General features: G+C 71.2%; 15 protein-coding genes and 1 tRNA gene. 5 read left to right on the forward strand and 11 right to left on the reverse strand.

The genetic code is table 11. The annotated features are described in order from the left end of the window. Positions 1-114: 114 nt before the first annotated feature. The 7 genes from AOM00_RS13480 to AOM00_RS13510 all read right to left on the reverse strand — a co-directional run bounded on the left by AOM00_RS13480 (position 115) and on the right by AOM00_RS13510 (position 8,885). The gene (locus AOM00_RS13480) at positions 115-1,683 is read right to left on the reverse strand and encodes an L-lactate permease (protein ID WP_062518291.1); all 1,569 of its coding nucleotides are present in this window, start codon (positions 1,681-1,683) and stop codon (positions 115-117) included. An 88-nt stretch (positions 1,684-1,771) separates the two neighbouring features. Beyond that, the gene (locus AOM00_RS13485; RefSeq protein WP_062518292.1) at positions 1,772-3,049 is read right to left on the reverse strand and encodes a sugar ABC transporter permease; all 1,278 of its coding nucleotides are present in this window, start codon (positions 3,047-3,049) and stop codon (positions 1,772-1,774) included. Next, positions 3,046-3,795: an ATP-binding cassette domain-containing protein gene (locus AOM00_RS13490; protein WP_062518293.1), complete on the reverse strand. Its 750-nt coding sequence runs from the start codon at positions 3,793-3,795 to the stop codon at positions 3,046-3,048. Before AOM00_RS13490 ends, AOM00_RS13485 begins: the two co-directional genes overlap by 4 nt. Positions 3,796-3,880: 85 nt before the next feature. Further along, entirely contained in the window at positions 3,881-4,984 is a 1,104-nt protein-coding gene (locus AOM00_RS13495) for a sugar ABC transporter substrate-binding protein (protein ID WP_062518294.1), read from the reverse strand. Positions 4,985-5,256: 272 nt separating this feature from the next. Further along, positions 5,257-5,330, reverse strand: a tRNA-Pro gene (locus tag AOM00_RS13500). Between the two features lie 55 nt (positions 5,331-5,385). Continuing rightward, positions 5,386-6,288: a metallophosphoesterase gene (locus AOM00_RS13505; protein ID WP_369345434.1), complete on the reverse strand. Its 903-nt coding sequence runs from the start codon at positions 6,286-6,288 to the stop codon at positions 5,386-5,388. A 2-nt stretch (positions 6,289-6,290) separates the two neighbouring features. Continuing rightward, complete coding sequence (locus AOM00_RS13510) at positions 6,291-8,885, reverse strand: penicillin-binding protein (RefSeq protein ID WP_082097080.1); 2,595 nt, start codon at positions 8,883-8,885, stop codon at positions 6,291-6,293. A gap of 77 nt (positions 8,886-8,962) precedes the next feature. On the opposite strand from AOM00_RS13510, the gene sp36 reads away from it, so the two are divergent. Together sp36 and AOM00_RS13515 are read left to right on the forward strand one after the other, a co-directional pair. Further along, positions 8,963-9,121 (forward strand): Sp36 family protein, encoded by a 159-nt coding sequence (gene sp36, locus AOM00_RS15485; protein WP_074789164.1) that lies wholly within the window; start codon positions 8,963-8,965, stop codon positions 9,119-9,121. Positions 9,122-9,123: 2 nt separating this feature from the next. Further along, positions 9,124-9,597: a RidA family protein gene (locus tag AOM00_RS13515; protein WP_062518296.1), complete on the forward strand. Its 474-nt coding sequence runs from the start codon at positions 9,124-9,126 to the stop codon at positions 9,595-9,597. 40 nt (positions 9,598-9,637) lie between these two features. On the opposite strand, the gene AOM00_RS13520 is transcribed toward AOM00_RS13515, so the two are convergent. Then, positions 9,638-10,330: a Crp/Fnr family transcriptional regulator gene (locus AOM00_RS13520; protein WP_062518297.1), complete on the reverse strand. Its 693-nt coding sequence runs from the start codon at positions 10,328-10,330 to the stop codon at positions 9,638-9,640. A gap of 1 nt (position 10,331) precedes the next feature. Then, positions 10,332-10,712, reverse strand: coding sequence for a hypothetical protein (locus AOM00_RS13525; protein WP_156159182.1), 381 nt, complete (start codon positions 10,710-10,712; stop codon positions 10,332-10,334). 114 nt (positions 10,713-10,826) lie between these two features. On the opposite strand from AOM00_RS13525, the gene nth reads away from it, so the two are divergent. Beyond that, positions 10,827-11,537 (forward strand): endonuclease III, encoded by a 711-nt coding sequence (nth, locus tag AOM00_RS13530; RefSeq protein ID WP_062518299.1) that lies wholly within the window; start codon positions 10,827-10,829, stop codon positions 11,535-11,537. An 11-nt stretch (positions 11,538-11,548) separates the two neighbouring features. Here nth and nhaA read toward each other — a convergent pair whose 3' ends face one another. Together nhaA and AOM00_RS13540 are read right to left on the reverse strand one after the other, a co-directional pair. Beyond that, positions 11,549-12,895, reverse strand: a complete 1,347-nt coding sequence (gene nhaA / locus AOM00_RS13535) for a Na+/H+ antiporter NhaA (protein ID WP_082097081.1) — start codon at positions 12,893-12,895, stop codon at positions 11,549-11,551. Between the two features lie 46 nt (positions 12,896-12,941). Beyond that, positions 12,942-13,646 (reverse strand): response regulator transcription factor, encoded by a 705-nt coding sequence (locus AOM00_RS13540; RefSeq protein ID WP_062518300.1) that lies wholly within the window; start codon positions 13,644-13,646, stop codon positions 12,942-12,944. 57 nt (positions 13,647-13,703) lie between these two features. On the opposite strand from AOM00_RS13540, the gene AOM00_RS13545 reads away from it, so the two are divergent. Then, a complete protein-coding gene (locus tag AOM00_RS13545) occupies positions 13,704-14,438 on the forward strand; it encodes a hypothetical protein (RefSeq protein WP_062518301.1) in 735 nt (244 codons plus the stop codon). Between the two features lie 19 nt (positions 14,439-14,457). Continuing rightward, on the forward strand, positions 14,458-14,892 hold the full coding sequence (locus tag AOM00_RS13550; RefSeq protein ID WP_062518302.1) for a thioredoxin family protein: 435 nt from the start codon (positions 14,458-14,460) through the stop codon (positions 14,890-14,892). Positions 14,893-14,897: the final 5 nt, after the last annotated feature.

Here is a 14,897-nt window from a genome sequence, read left to right on the forward strand (position 1 = left end):
CCCCGACGGAGAGTGCCCGCTCTGGGCGCAAAGCGCGCACTCTGCGTCGGTGACAACGCTTGCACGCCCGGGGGGAGGGGGGCGGGGGGAGGCGGGCGGGGGGCGGCGGGCGGGTCACGCGAGCAGCAGCGCCATCCCGCCCGTGACCACCAAGGTGATCATCGCGGGAGGCAGCGTCCCCTTGAGCAGCTCGCCCTCCCGCCCGGCCAGGCCCACGGTCGCGGCGGCGGCGATGATGTTGTGCGGGCAGATCGCGTTGCCGATCGCGGCGCCCGCGCCCTGGGCGCCCAGCAGCGGGAGCGGCGACAGCCCGGCCTCGGTCGCGGTGAGGTCCTGGAAGTCGGTGAAGAGGATGTTGGAGGACGTCGCGGAGCCCGTCATGAAGGTGCCGAGCGCTCCCACGAACGGCGACAGCAGAGGCCAGACCGCGCCGGTGCCGGCCGCGGCGACCGCGAGCTGGGTGGTCATGCCGGAATCCGACATCGTGTACGCGACGGTCACCATCGCGGTGAGCGCCGCGAAGACCGGGACCACCTGCCGCGTCGCGACCGAGAACGCGCCGCCCACCTCGGATCGCGAGGCGCGCTGCCACAGCGCGCCTCCTAGGAACGCCACGAGCAGCAGGGGTCCGGGGTGGTACAGCGGCTGGATGCCGTCGCCGAACGCGCCGCCGAACAGGCTCCACGTGACGTCCCACGACTGCGAGCCCGCCTTGATGGGCGGCACCAGGCGCGTGAGCAGCACCAGCGCGACGAGGATCGCGTAGGGCGCCGTGGCCGCGAGCAGCCCCATGCGGTGCGCCTCGGTGGCCTCGGCGCTGTCCGCGGCGTGCTCGACCTCGCGCTCGGCGGCCTCCTCCGCCGGCGAGAGCAGCGCATGCGCGCGGGCCCGGCGCATCACCACGGCCCGCACCACGGCGATGAACACGCCCGCACCCACGATCGCCCCCATGAGCGACGGCAGCTCGGGACCGACGAAGCGGGCGATGAGCAGGTAGGGCGCGAAGAACGCCACGTACGCGACCGCCATCCACCTCCACGGCGGCCCCGCCGTGGGGATGAGCGTGCCCACCAGCCGCGCGACCACGATCGCGAGCACGGCGCCCGTCACCACCATGTAGGGCGACACGGCCCAGGACAGGTCCACGGGCTCGTAGTCGACGATCTGCGCCTGGGCGAGCGTAGGCGTGCCCACCGCCCCGAACGGCACCGCGGCCACGTTCCCCGCCATCGCCGCGACCACCGCCGTCACCGGCTTGAAGCCCGCCGCGACCAGGAACGGCGCCGAGAGGGCCACAGGGGTGCCGAAGCCCGCGGCACCCTCGATGAGCAGCGTGAAGAACCACGCGATGAGCAGCGCGGCGACCCGCGGGTCGGGCGTGATGCGCGCGAGGCCCGCCTCGATCGCGGCCGTCGCCCCCGTCCTCTGCTGGAGGTGGTGGATCCCCAGCGCGGGGCCGATGATCAGCATCACGGTGAGCGCCGTCCACGCGGCGCTCACCACCACGCCCGTGACGCCCTCGACCCGGCCGAAGCCCGCATCGGTCCCGAAGGCGAAGGTGGTGAGGGCGATCGCGAGCGCGACCACCGCGGCCGCCGCGCCCGCCCAGATCGCCGACCACTTGAGGCCGATCATGAGGACCAGGACCACCACGATCGGCAGCGCGGCCAGCAGCGTCTCCATGTGCGGCCCTCCCGGCCTCGACGACGTCCCTGGTTCACGCTATCCCGGGGGCGATCCGGAAGCGCGGCGAGGGACGATGCGCGCGGCCCTACACGCCCGTCGCCCCCGATCGCTTGCGCGCGAGCGCGTCCACCGTCGCCGCGAGCACCAGCACCCCGCCGGTCACGGCGAGGTTCGCACCGGCCGAGAACTTGAGCAGGCCCATGCCGTTGGTGATGACCGCGATGACCGTCGCGCCGATGACGGCGTGGACCAGCCGCCCGCGCCCACCGAAGAGGCTCACGCCTCCCACGACGGCTGCCGCGACGCCGGAGAGCACGATCTCCCGGCCCATCGCCGCATCGGCCGAGCCGACCTTCGAGACCGTGAAGATGCCCGCGACCACCGCCAGCACCGAGCAGACCACGAACGCCGACCACTTCACCAGCGTCACGTTGACACCCGCACGTCGCGCCGCCTCGGTGTTGCCGCCGATCGCGTAGATGTAGCGGCCGAAGCGCGTGCGGTCGAGCACGTACGTGCCCACCATGAGGATGAGCAGGACCAGCGGCACCACGATGGGCACGCCCTCGAGCGACCGGGCCGCGGTGCCGCGGTCCTGGTTGAGGTAGAAGACGACGAAGGCGCCCAGGACCGCGATCACGCCGAGCTTGGCGTACATGATGGTGGCAGGCGGGTTGGGTGCGCCGGACTTCTCTCGGCGACGGCGGTCGAGCAGCGCGACCGCGTAGAGGACCCCGAGGACCACCGCGAGCATGGTCCAGCCGGCCCACGGCGGCAGGTTCTGGTTCTGGATGGCCCGGATGGGGCTCGGGATGAGGCGGTAGGTGCCGCCCGCGCCGATGATCACCAGCATCACTCCTTGGAGACCCAGGAACAGGCCCAGGGAGACCACGAACGACGGCACGCCGATCCGTGCCACGAAGAAGCCGATGAACCCGCCGACGGCCACGCCGATGCCGAGCGCCAGCAGCAGCGCCAGCGGCCAGGACATCCCTCCGGGCTGGGTGAGCTTGACGAACACGCCCATCGCGACGCCGAACGTCACGCCCGCGGACAGGTCGATCTCTCCCAGCAGCAGCACGAACACGAGCGCCATGCCGAGCGTCACCAGCGGTGCCGCCTGCGTGAACAGGTTGGCGATGTTGCGCTCGGTGAGGAACAGCGGGTTCGCGGCCGCGAAGATCACCACGAGCACGACGAGGCCGCCGACGGCGGGCAGCGGGCCCATGTCGCCGCCGCGCACGCGCTGGAGGTAGGAGCGCACCGCGTCGCCGACGCCGCCGTGGCCGCCCTTGCCGAGGAGGCTCGGCGCATCGTCCACGACGTCGACCTTGGGGCCCTCGTTCTCGGTCTCGGTGCTCACGCGTCGACCTCCGTCATGCGCTTGGTTCCCGTGATGTACCCGACCACGTCGTCGCGGCTCGTCTGGGACGCCTCGAGCCGGGCCGTCATGGTGCCCAGGTAGAGGACGCTGATGTCGTCCGCGACCGCGAACACGTCCTGCAGGTTGTGGGAGATGATGATCACCGCGACGCCGCTGTCCGCGAGGCGCCGCACCAGGCCGAGCACCTGCGCCGTCTGCGCGACGCCCAGCGCCGCCGTGGGTTCGTCGAGGATCACCACCTTGGCCTTCTTCACCACGGAGCGCGCGATCGCGACGGTCTGGCGCTGGCCGCCGGACAGCGACGCGACCTTCTGCCGCAGCGACTTCACGGTCTTGACCGACAGGGTCTGCAGCGCACGGGCGGCTTCCGCCTCCATGCGTCCCTCGTCGAACGTGCCGCCCGCCAGCTCCTCGCGCCCGAGGAACATGTTCTGGACGATGTCGAGGTTGTCGCACAGCGCGAGGTCCTGGTAGACCACCTCGATCCCCAGCCGCGCGGCGTCGCGCGGGTGATGGAGCGTGACGGGCGAGCCCTCGAAGAGCACCTGCCCGCCGTCGTACGGCTGCACCCCCGCGAGGCCCTTGATGAGGGTCGACTTGCCGGCGCCGTTGTCGCCGACGAGCGCCGTCACGCGCCCCTCATGCGCGGTGAAGTCGACGCCCTTGAGGACGTCGACGGGGCCGAAGCTCTTGGTGATGGATCTGAGCTCGATGATCGCGCTCATGCGGTTCTCCTTGCTCGGGCGGGACGGACGGGAGGACGATGCGCGTGGGGAGGGCGCCGCACGGCACCCTCCCCACCCGTGAGCGTCACGATGCGGGCTGCAGCCCCACCTCGTCGCACTTGGCCGCGACCTCGCCCGTGCAGATCTCGTCGTACGACGCGTTGCCGTCGTCGATGACCTGCTGGATGTCGTTCGGGCCCACGAGCACCGGGGTCTCGGCGAAGAACGGCGTGCCGTCGTCGTACTCCTCCGGGGCCGTCGGCGCCTCGCCGCTCAGCAGCTGCACCGCGAGGTCCGAGGCGGTGGCGGCCTCGAGCTGGTACGGCTTGTAGACCGTCGCGGCCTGCTTGCCCAGCAGCACGTTCTGCAGACCGGCGACCGAGGCGTCCTGACCCGAGACGGGGACCATGAGGCCGTTCTTGTCGAGGATGGTGATGACACCCGCGGCGTTCGTGTCGTTGGCGGCCCAGACCGCGTCGACCTTGCCGCCCAGGTCCGTGAGGGCCTGCTCGAACTGGGTCGCCGAGTACTCGCCGTCCCACTTGCCCGGCGGCTCGGCGGCCGGCTGGATGCCGGCGGCCTCCATGACGGAGACCGCGCCGTCGTGGAACTTCGCGGCGTTGCCGTCGGCCGGGTCGCCGCCGATGTAGACCACCACCGCCTCGGCGGGATCGACGCCGTTGGCCTCGAGGCCGTCGACCACGGACTGCCCCTCGAGCTCGCCGACCTTGAAGTTGTCGAACGACACGTAGTAGTCGGCGCCCTCGATCGGGCGGTCGTAGGCGATGACCGGGATGCCCTGGGCGACCGCGTTCTCGGTGACGGTGATGCCGGCGCCGTTGTAGTCGACCAGGATCATCACGCCGCACCCCTGGGTGAGCATCTGGTCCGCGATGGTCGCGTACTTGGCCGTGTCTCCCTGGGCGTTCTGGATGTCCGCCTCGAACCCTGCGGCGGTGATCGCCTCCTCGAGCGCTGGCCGGTCGCCGTTCTCCCAACGGGGCGAGGACGCCGCATCGGGCAGGATCACGCACGCGCGGCCGCCCTCGGCCATCGCGCCGCCGGTGTCGCCGGTGGTGGGCTCCATGGAGGAGCCTTCGTCGCCGCCGTCGCCGCTCGAGCATCCGGCCAGTACGAGGGCCGAGGCGGTGAGCAGGGCCCCGGCAGAGATCAGTGAGGACTTCTTCACGTCGACATCCCTTCGACTAGGCCGAGGCTCCATCGCCCCGGGGCACCGCCCTCGACGTTGAGGTGGCGTCTCGCTCACGATATGCCTGACACTCCTGTAAGCAAGGGGTGCAGCGCACAATCCGGTCACATTTGGATAACGTTGTCATACCTGGTCAAGTGGCAAATAACGGTCACGCGGCCTTCTGCATCGTTGCAGAGGGCGTCCCGCGCCGGCGCCCGGAGAAGCAGCGAGGGCCGGATCCTCAGCGGATCCGGCCCTCGTCTCAACCGTCGGGGTGACAGGATTTGAACCTGCGGCCTCGTCGTCCCGAACGACGCGCGCTACCAAGCTGCGCCACACCCCGGTTTTTGAGCCCGCCTAGAATATCGGACTCGGGGCCGAAACACGAAATCGGCCCGTCACGCCCCCGGTACCAGCGTGAGGATGGTCGCCTCGGGGCGGCAGGCGATCCGGTACGGCGCGTACGGGGACGTGCCCAGGCCCGCGGAGACGTGCACATAGGTGCCCTTGCCGCCCGAGTCGGGGCGCACGCCCGGCCACCCGTGCAGGCCGCTCGCGCGGCTCGTGTCGAGGTCGCAGTTGGTCACCAGCGCACCGTAGAACGGCACGCAGACCTGTCCACCGTGCGTATGGCCCGCGAGGATGAGCGACGCACCGTCCGCCGCCATGCCGTCGAGAACGCGGCGGTAGGGCGCGTGCGCGACACCGAGGCGTGCGACGGCGCCGTCCGCCTCGGATGCCGGCGCAGGCATGCGGTCCAGGCCGATGTGCGGGTCGTCGACCCCCACGAGGTCGAGCACCGAGCCCGCGGCCGTGATCGAGCCGCGAGCGTTGTTGAGATCCACCCAGCCACCGGAGGCGAGCCCCGCGCGCAGGTCCTCCGTGGGCAGCTCCGCCTGCTTCGGGCGCAGCCGCGACGGGCCGCCGAAGTAGTCGAGCGGGTTCTTGGGCAGCGGGCCGTGATAGTCGTTCGAGCCGAACACGAACGCGCCCGGGAGCCCGAGGAAGGGCTCGAGCGCCTCGAGCGCGGTGGGCACCGCATCGGGATGCGCGAGGTTGTCACCCGTGGTGATCACGGCGTCGATCTGCTCGCTTGCGAGCGCACGCACCCACGCGACCTTCCGGCGCTGGCCGGGGGTCAGGTGGAGGTCGGAGAGGTGGAGCAGCCGTACGGGACGGCTTCCCGGCGGCAGGATCGGGACCTCGTGACGGCGCACCGTGAAGGCGCGCGCCTCCGCGAGGCCCCATGCGAGGCCCGCCGCCGCGACGGCTGCGAGCCCCGTGACCACCCTCCGCGCCACGATCAGCCGTTCTTGCGGCCGCCGCCGCCGTTGCCGTTGCCGTTGCCGTTGTTGCCGCCACCGTTGTTGCCGGTGTCGCCCTCGTCGTCGCTGGTGTCCTCGACCGGCCAGCCCGCCGGCGGGTTGGTCGCGAACTCGGCCGGGGGCCACTCCGCGCCCCACCAGTCGTCCGGCGCGACGGTCGGGTCCCAGCCCTTGGGCCACTTGGTGTACCAGGACGGGAGCTGGTCGGTCGCGACGGTGTAGTTCACCGTGGTGCCGGGAAGGGACTTGTAGTAGGCGCTGGGCGACTGCGCGATGATCGTCCCCGGTGCGTACTGGGACGAGTACATCGTGGAGCCGGTCTCGGCGAGCTTGAAGCCCGACGCCTCGACGATGCTCCGCGCCGCGTCCGGGGTCTGGCCTACGATGGACGGCACGGGCACGGGCTTGCCGTACAGGATGTCGTCGGTCGGCTCGTTGAAGTCCTCCACCGGGAGGTCCTTGAGCGCCTCGTCCATGTAGGCCTTCCACGTCGGCGCCGCAAGCGACGAGCCGTAGAGCGGCCAGTAGCCCACGCCGTTGAGCGTGATCCCCTGGCCCGGCTCGTTGAAGTCGGGGTTGCCCAGCCACACGGTCGCGACCAGGTTCGGGGTGTAGCCCATGAACCACGTGTGCGCGTTCTGCTGCGCAGTACCGGTCTTGCCCGCCGCGGGGCGTCCGTCGGCAAGCGGGATCTTGCTGCCGGAGCCGGTCTTCATGACCTCCTGCATGGCGTACGCCACGCCGTCCGCGATCTCCTTGTCGATGACCCGCTCGCAGTGCTGCGGCGGGACCTCGAGCTGCTTGCCGTCCGCGTCGGTGACCGAGAGGATCGCGATGGGGTCGCACTTCACGCCCTCGTTCGCGAACACCTGCGCGACCTGCGCCATGGTCAGCGGCGACGCCTCCTGCGAGCCGAGCACCATGGTCGGCGTGATCTGGAGGTCGTTGCCGTCGGCGCGCTGGAAGCCCAGGAGCTCGGCGGTGTCACGGATCTCGCAGAGGTCGAGCTCGTTCTCCATGTGGGCGTACGCGGTGTTGACCGAGTTCGCGGTGGCGTCGAGGACCGTCTGCGTGTAGGTCCTCGCACCCTCGACGTTGCCCGGCGACCACCAGTCGCCGGTGACGTTCCCGTCGACGCAGTAGGCGTCCCAGGACGAGGGGTCGAACTTGGTCTGCGATCCGCTCACCTTCTCCATGAGCGAGTGCCCGCTCTGGAGCCAGTTGGTGAGGATGATCGGCTTGAAGGTCGAGCCCGGCGAGAAGCCCGTCGAGCCTCCCCACTGGTAGTCCACGGCGTAGTTGATGGCGGTGGAGCCCGTCTCGGGATCGTCCGACGGATCGAACTGGCGGTCCTGCGACATCGCGAGGATCTCGCCCGTCTTCGGGTCGAGCGACACGAGCGCCATGGCCCAGCCCGACGGGTCGTCGGCGGGGAGCGCGTCGTTGAGAGCCTTGTTCGCCGCACGCTGCTTGGAGAGGTCCAGCGTGGTGACCACGTCGAGGCCTCCCTGGCTCAGGAGCTCGGTGCCGGTGAGCTCGGCGCCCTCCTGGTTGAAGACCGCGTCGCGGCGGATGATCTTGGTCACGTAGTCGCAGAAGAACGGCGCGTCCTCGGCCGCGACGCACGAGAACTTGGGGCTCGAGACGTTGAGGGTCTCCTCGACCGGGATGGTCGAGTACTCGTCGTACTCCTCCGCGGTGATGAACTTCTGCAGGTACATCTGGTAGAGCACCGTGTCGCGGCGCGCCTTGGCGTTCTCCGGGTAGCGGATCGGGTCCCACTTGGACGGGTTCTGCGTGATGCCCGCGATGGTCGCCGCCTCGACCGCGTTGAGGTCCGCGGCGGACTTGGAGAAGTACAGCTGCGAGGCGGCCTCGGCGCCGTAGGTGTTCGAGCCGAACTGCGCGATGTTGAGGTACTGCTCGAGGATCTGCTCCTTGCCGCAGTCGACCTTGGGCTCGAGCGGGTCGCACGAGTCGCCGTACTCGCGGTCGAGGTTCTCCTCGAGGGCGAGCGCGAGACGCCACTCGCGGATCTTGCGGGTGAGCGAGACCTCGGTGGCCGCCTCGATCGCGTCGTCGTCCTCGGAGAGGATGGCCTTCTGGAGGATGGTGTTCTTCACCACCTGCTGCGTCAGCGTCGACGCACCGGGCGAGTCCGGCGACGTGAGGTTGACGTAGGCCGCGCGGAGCAGGCCCTCACCGTCGACGCCGTGGTGGAGCCAGTAGCGCTTGTCCTCGATCGACACCACCGCGTTCTGGAGCCACGGCGAGATGTCCTCGAGCGGGACCAGCACGCGGTTCTGGAGGTAGAAGGTCGCGAGCAGGTTCTTGCCCGTGCGGTCGTAGATGTTCGACTGCTGCGGGAGCGTCACCGAGGCGAGCTCCTCGGGCAGCTCCTCGAACAGCTCGGCGGTGCCGCTCGCGGCGGATCCGGCGACCGTCACCGCAGGCAGCGCGAGGCCTGCGACAAGGAAGCCGCCCATGATCGACAGGGCCACGAACAGCGACAGCGCGGTGAGCAGCTGCACGAACGTGACCTTCGTACGAGGGCGCGGATGAGACCGGGACATGCGTACAAGGGTAAGCGAGGGTTCTGAGAGCTCGGGTCAGGCCCCTCCCTGAGCCCCCGCGGGCTAGGCTCGGGGCCATGACCACCTGGGAGTACGCCACCGTTCCGCTCATCGACCACGTCACCAAGCAGATCCTCGACCAGTGGGGCGAGGACGGCTGGGAGCTCGTGCAGGTGGTGACGGGCCCCACGGGGGGCCTGGTCGCCTACCTCAAGCGCCCCACCGGGGAGAAGTAGCCGTGTCCGCGAGCCAGCGTCTCGCCGCGCTCGGGCTCGAGCTGCCCGAGGTCGCGACGCCCGTGGGCACCTATGTCCCGGCCCGTCGCCACGGCGACCTGGTCCACACCTCCGGCCAGCTGCCGCTCCTCGACGGCGACCTGCTCGCCGTCGGGCTCGTGGGCCAGCGCACCGGAGACGTGACGCCGGAGCGCGCCACGGAGTGCGCGCGCCAGTGCGCCCTCAACGCCCTCGCGGCGGTCGCGCAGGCCGCGGGTGGGCTCGACAACATCGAGTCCGTGGTGAAGATCACGGGCTTCGTCGCCTCCGCGCCGGGGTTCACGGCGCAGCCGGCCGTGATCAACGGCGCCTCGAGCCTCATGGTCGAGGTGTTCGGGGAGGCGGGGCGTCACGCGCGCTCGGCGGTGGGCGTGGCGGCGCTGCCTCTCGGCGCGCCCGTCGAGGTCGAGATCACGGTCGCCCTGCGCTCGCTCTAGCCGCACCTTCCCGACGGCTCCGACGGAGCCGGGAGGAGGGTCAGCGCGAGCGGGCGCGCAGGCGCTCGGGCTCGTAGACCTCGACCGAGCCGATGTGCACGTCGATCCAGCCGCGCGACGCGAAGTCCGCGAGCGCCTTGTTGACGGTCTCGCGCGAGGCGCCGACCAGCTGGGCCAGCTCCTCCTGGGTGAGCCCGTGACGCACCGTCACGTGGCCGCGCTCCATGCGCCCGAAACGGTGGCCGAGGTCGAGGATCGCCTTGGCGACACGGCCGGGGACGTCGGAGAAGACCAGGTCCGCCATGGTGTTGGACTGACGGCGGATGCGCTGCGCGAGCGCGCGCAGCATGTGCCGCGACATCTCGAGGTGGTCGTCGAGCCACGTGTCGAGGACCTGCTTGGGGAGCTCGTACACCACGGTGTCCTCGACCGCGTGGGCGCGCGACATGCGCGGGCCCGGGTCGAAGACCGCGAGCTCGCCCAGCATGTCGCCGGCGCCGAGCAGCGCGAGCAGGTTCTCGCGCCCGTCGCGCGCGGTGCGGGCCAGCTTGACCTTGCCCTTCACCACGACGTAGAGCTCGCGACCCTCGGCACCCTCGGCGAAGATCGTGTCGCCGCGGGAGAGCTCGCGGCGCGTCATCTCGGAGATGAGCGAACGCGCCATGGCGCCGTCCATGCCGCCGAACAGCGGCGACGACCGGAGCAGCTGCTCCTCCCGTGCCGCATCGGGCATGTCAGGCCTCCTTGTTCTCCGTCTCGACGGTATGCGCATGGCCGAGCGCACGCACCATCTGGCCCGTCACATTATCAAGCGTTGCGGCCACCCGAGACTCGTACGACGCGAGCCGCGCGTCCAGATCGTCCAGGTCGTCGAGCGCCCGGATTGAGAGAGTAGTCCCTTCCGGCCACACCGCCTGACCAAGCTCGTCGGTGGTCGGCGCGCCCGCCGCGAGCGCCTCCCACGACAGGTCGAGGCCCAGCTCGCCCGGGCCTCCGGGCTCGGCGACGAACGCAAGCGCGAGGTCGCGCCGCGCGCGCACGAGGCGCCTCCACCACCGCACGCGCGCGAGCTCGCGCCGCGCGTCGCGACGCTGCTGCCGGAGGTCGGCGATCACGCTCGCAGCCGCCGTCACCGCCACATCCGCCTCCCGTCCGGAACGCCGTCGCGCACCTGTCCCCTCCCTTATCGGCGGGCCAGGGGGGCCTCTTGAGCGGTCTAGGGTGGGCGCATGGCCCGCACCCCGCTCACGGTCGCATCGTCGACCCAGGAGGCGCCGCCGGTGGCGCTCGTGCGACGTGCGCGGGCCGTCAACCGGGCCCTCGCCGACGTCTACCCGGACGCCCATTGCGAGCTCGACCACCGCGACGCCTTCGAGCTCCTCGTCGCGACGGTGCTGAGCGCGCAGTGCACGGACGTCCGTGTCAACCAGGTGACCCCCGCGCTGTTCGCGCGCTACCCGGACGCGCACGCCATGGCCTCGGCGGATCGCGACGAGCTCGAGGCGCTCATCCGGCCCACCGGCTTCTACCGCGCCAAGGCCGAGTCCCTGCTGGGCCTCTCACGCGACCTGGTCGAGCGCTTCGGCGGTGAGGTGCCTGGCCGCCAGCGGGACCTGGTCACGCTCCGTGGCGTGGGGCGCAAGACCGCGAACGTGGTGCTGGGCAACGCGTTCGACATCCCGGGCATCACGGTCGACACGCACATGGGAAGGCTCGCGCGCCGCCTGGGGCTCACGGTGAACGAGGACCCCGTGGTGGTCGAGCGCGACCTCATGGCGCTCATCGAGCGACGCGAGTGGACCCTCTGGTCGCACCGCGTGATCTTCCACGGCCGCCGTCGGTGCATGGCACGCAAGCCCGACTGCGGCAGCTGCGAGATCGCGGCCCTGTGCCCCACGGCGCCCGGCGCCCGGGTCCGCGTCGAGCCGCCGACCGCCTGACGGGACCCGACCTAGCGGGCGGTCTCCGCATCGTCCTCGCCCTCGACACCCACCTCCGCGGGGTCGACGCCGACGGACCTCCCGAGCTCCTGCGGCTTGGCCATGCGGTTGGACGGCAGCGGGACGGGCGTGGAGCGGCGCTCGTAGAGCCTGCGGTAGAACCGGTCCCTCCCGAACAGCAGGGAGGCGCCGAGGATCGCCGCGAGCAGCGACGCGGTGAGCACCGAGAGCTTCACCACCTCCGCGTTCTCACCACCGAACGCGAGGTCGCCGATGAGCAGCGACACGGTGAAGCCGATGCCGGCGAGCATGCCCATGCCCGTGACATCGAGCCACGACAGGCCGCGGTCGAGCTGGGCGCGCGTGAACGTCGCCACGAGCCACGTCGCGAGCACGATGCCCAGCGGCTTGCCGATCACCAGGCCCGCGATCACGCCGTGCGCGACGGGGCTCGACACCAGCTCGGAGATCGCCTCGGCGTTGATGGTCACACCCGCCGCGAAGAACGCGAAGATGGGCACGGCCACGGCGGCGGAGACGGGGCGCCACACGTGCTCCCAGTGCTCCGCGAGCGACGTGCGCTCCCCTTCACGCGCGATCGCCGGCACCATCATGCCCAGCGCGACGCCCGCGATGGTCGCGTGGATGCCGGAGGCGTGCATGAACGCCCACGCCGCGAAGGCGATGGGGAACAGCAGCCACGGCGACGCCCAGCCCTTGCGGATGAGCAGGCCGAACGCGACGATGCACACCACGGCGGCGGCGAGCCACTCGAAGTGCAGGTCGTTCGAGAAGAACACCGCGATGATGATGATCGCCAGGAGGTCGTCGACCACCGCGAGCGTCAGCAGGAACGCCCGGAGCGCGTTCGGCAGCCACTTGCCCACCACGGCGAGCACGGCGATCGCGAAGGCGATGTCCGTCGCGGTCGGGACCGCCCACCCGTCCAGCGAGCCGCCCTCGACCGCGTTGAAGAGCACGTACAGCAGCGCGGGCATCGCCATGCCGCCGATCGCGGCGACGATGGGCACCACGGCCGTCGCGGGACGCCTCAGCTCACCGGCGACGATCTCACGCTTGAGCTCGAGCCCCACGACGAAGAAGAAGATCGCGAGCAGGCCGTCCTTGGCCCACGCCGCAACGGTGAGGTCGAGGTGCAGCGCGTGAGGGCCGATGCGCAGCTCGCTCAGGTTGCCGTAGAAGTCCTGGAGCGGCGTGTTGGCGAAGATGAGCGCCGCCGCGGTGCCGATCAGCAGGAGGATCCCGCCGGCTCGTTCCGTGCGCAGCACGTCGACGAGCGTCCGCTCCGTCGAGGGCGTGAGACGCGAGAAGAGGCGGGCGGGGGTCCGTGAGGTCATGGCGCTCCTGGAGACGGGACGGGAACGCCGCAATCCTATCGGGGCGCTAGACGGTCTCCGAGGCGACGGAGCGCTGCGGCTGCGGCGGATCGAAGCGGTAGCCGACGTTGCGCACGGTGCCGATGAGCTGCTCGTGCTCCGCTCCGAGCTTCGCGCGCAGCCGTCGCACATGGACGTCCACGGTGCGGGTGCCGCCGTAGTAGTCGAAGCCCCAGACCTCCTGGAGGAGCTGGTCGCGCGTGTAGACGCGGCCCGGGTGCTGCATGAGGTACTTGAGGAGCTCGAACTCCTTGTACGTGAGGTCCAGCGGGACGCCCTTGAGGCGGGCGGTGTAGCCGCCCACGTCGACCGTGAGGTCGCCGGAGGAGAACTCCGCCACCCGGTCGAGCGGGTCGGCGGCGTTCGCACGACCGATGAGAAGGCGGATGCGCGCCTCGACCTCGGCCGGGGAGGCCTCCGCGAGCACCACGTCCGCCGCGCCCCAGTCGGCGTTGACGATGGACATGCCGCCGTCGCGCAGCACCAGCAGCAGGGGCACCGCCACGCCGGTCACCTGGATGAGGTTGCAGTTGTTGCGCGCCTCCACCAGGTCGGTGCGGGCGTCGACCACCAGGACGTCCGCGTCCATGGCGTCGAGCATCGCCGACGGCTCGGGCGCCACCACGCGGGTGCGGTGCGACAGGAGCGCGAGCGCAGGCAGGACGTCAGCCGCGCCGTCTCCTGACGGCGTGAGCACGAGCAGGTCTGCCATCGCCACCTCCGATTGCGGTTCACTCTAGCGGCGCGAGGGTCTGAGACACTAACGCCCATGCTTCCCACGACCAGGGCGACCATCAGCGCCGTCGCAGCGGCGCTCATCGCTGCCGGCGGATTCCTGGGCACCAGGTATCTCGCCGTCGTGGTCCTCGGGATGATCGTGGTGCTCGCGCTCGGCTGGCCGGCACTGCTGCGCGCCTCACGGCGACGCGCCGCCTCCGTGATCCTCATGGGCGGCGGGGCGCTCGCGGTGGTCGCCGTCGTGCTCGGCCGGTCCGCACCCCACCTGCGCCACATGGTGGTCGCGGTCGCGCTGATGGCGATCGCGGCGCTCGTATCGGAGGTGTTCGTGCCGAGCCTGCGCGGGCGGGCCGTCACCTCGGTGGCCGCCACGTGCGCCGGCGCGATCGTGGTCTCCTCCGGTGCCGCGTGGGTCGCCGCGTCGCGCACGCATGGCGCCGAGGACCTCGTGGTGACCGGCGGGGCGGCGCTCGCCGTCGCGGCGATCGCGGCCGTCTCGACCCGCAGGCCCCATCTCAACTCGGTCCTCGCGCTGGTGCTCGCCACCGGCACCGGGGTCGCGACGGGTGTCCTCTTCCCCGAGCTGCCCTGGTACGGCGGTGCAGGCGTGGGCCTCCTGTGCGGCGTCATCGTGTCGCTCCTGCAGGAGCTCATGCGTCGCGAGCCGCGAGCCAAGGGATGGATGCCGGGAATGTCCTCGGCGCTCGCGCCCGTTCTCTCGGCCGGGGTGCTCGTGTACGTCGCGGGCCGCCTGCTCGTCGGCTGACCTGAAGCGAGGGAGACCCATGCTCGTCCGAGTGCTCATCGTCATCGCGATCCTCGCGGTCGCGAGCGTGGCCGCGCTCTGGTGGCAGCGCCGCCAGGGCGTGGTGCGCGAGGTCGAGCGCGCCGGGGCGCTGTCCTCCGCGACGCTCGGCGCCCAGCGCGGCTACCACGCGACGTTCGTGCAGTTCTCGACGCCGATGTGCGCGAAGTGCCCGCCCACCGCGGCCCTCCTGGGCCGCATCGCCGCGGAGGACCCGCGCGTCGAGCACATCGAGATCGACGCCGCCGAGCGCCTCGAGCTCGCACGGGAGCTCGAGATCCTCCGCACCCCCACCATCCTGCTGCTCGACGGCGACGGCGTGGTGGTCTCCCGCATCTCCGGCGCGCCCACCGAGAGCCAGGCGCGCGAAGCGCTGGCATCGGTCCCGCGCACCGGCACCGACTACTCCATCTGATGGCG

The organism is Demequina gelatinilytica (genome assembly GCF_000971115.1).
Classification (GTDB): Bacteria; Actinomycetota; Actinomycetes; order Actinomycetales; family Demequinaceae; genus Demequina; species Demequina gelatinilytica.

Bases quoted from the DNA above. Each gene is read 5' to 3' on its own strand.
- AOM00_RS13480 (WP_062518291.1), bottom strand. From the start codon at position 1,683: ATGGAGACGCTGCTGGCCGCGCTGCCGATCGTGGTGGTCCTGGTCCTC.
- AOM00_RS13490 (WP_062518293.1), bottom strand. From the start codon at position 3,795: ATGAGCGCGATCATCGAGCTCAGATCCATCACCAAGAGCTTCGGCCCC.
- AOM00_RS13510 (WP_082097080.1), bottom strand. From the start codon at position 8,885: ATGTCCCGGTCTCATCCGCGCCCTCGTACGAAGGTCACGTTCGTGCAG.
- sp36 (WP_074789164.1), top strand. From the start codon at position 8,963: ATGACCACCTGGGAGTACGCCACCGTTCCGCTCATCGACCACGTCACC.
- AOM00_RS13520 (WP_062518297.1), bottom strand. From the start codon at position 10,330: ATGCCCGATGCGGCACGGGAGGAGCAGCTGCTCCGGTCGTCGCCGCTG.
- nth (WP_062518299.1), top strand. From the start codon at position 10,827: ATGGCCCGCACCCCGCTCACGGTCGCATCGTCGACCCAGGAGGCGCCG.
- nhaA (WP_082097081.1), bottom strand. From the start codon at position 12,895: ATGACCTCACGGACCCCCGCCCGCCTCTTCTCGCGTCTCACGCCCTCG.
- AOM00_RS13540 (WP_062518300.1), bottom strand. From the start codon at position 13,646: ATGGCAGACCTGCTCGTGCTCACGCCGTCAGGAGACGGCGCGGCTGAC.
- AOM00_RS13545 (WP_062518301.1), top strand. From the start codon at position 13,704: ATGCTTCCCACGACCAGGGCGACCATCAGCGCCGTCGCAGCGGCGCTC.
- AOM00_RS13550 (WP_062518302.1), top strand. From the start codon at position 14,458: ATGCTCGTCCGAGTGCTCATCGTCATCGCGATCCTCGCGGTCGCGAGC.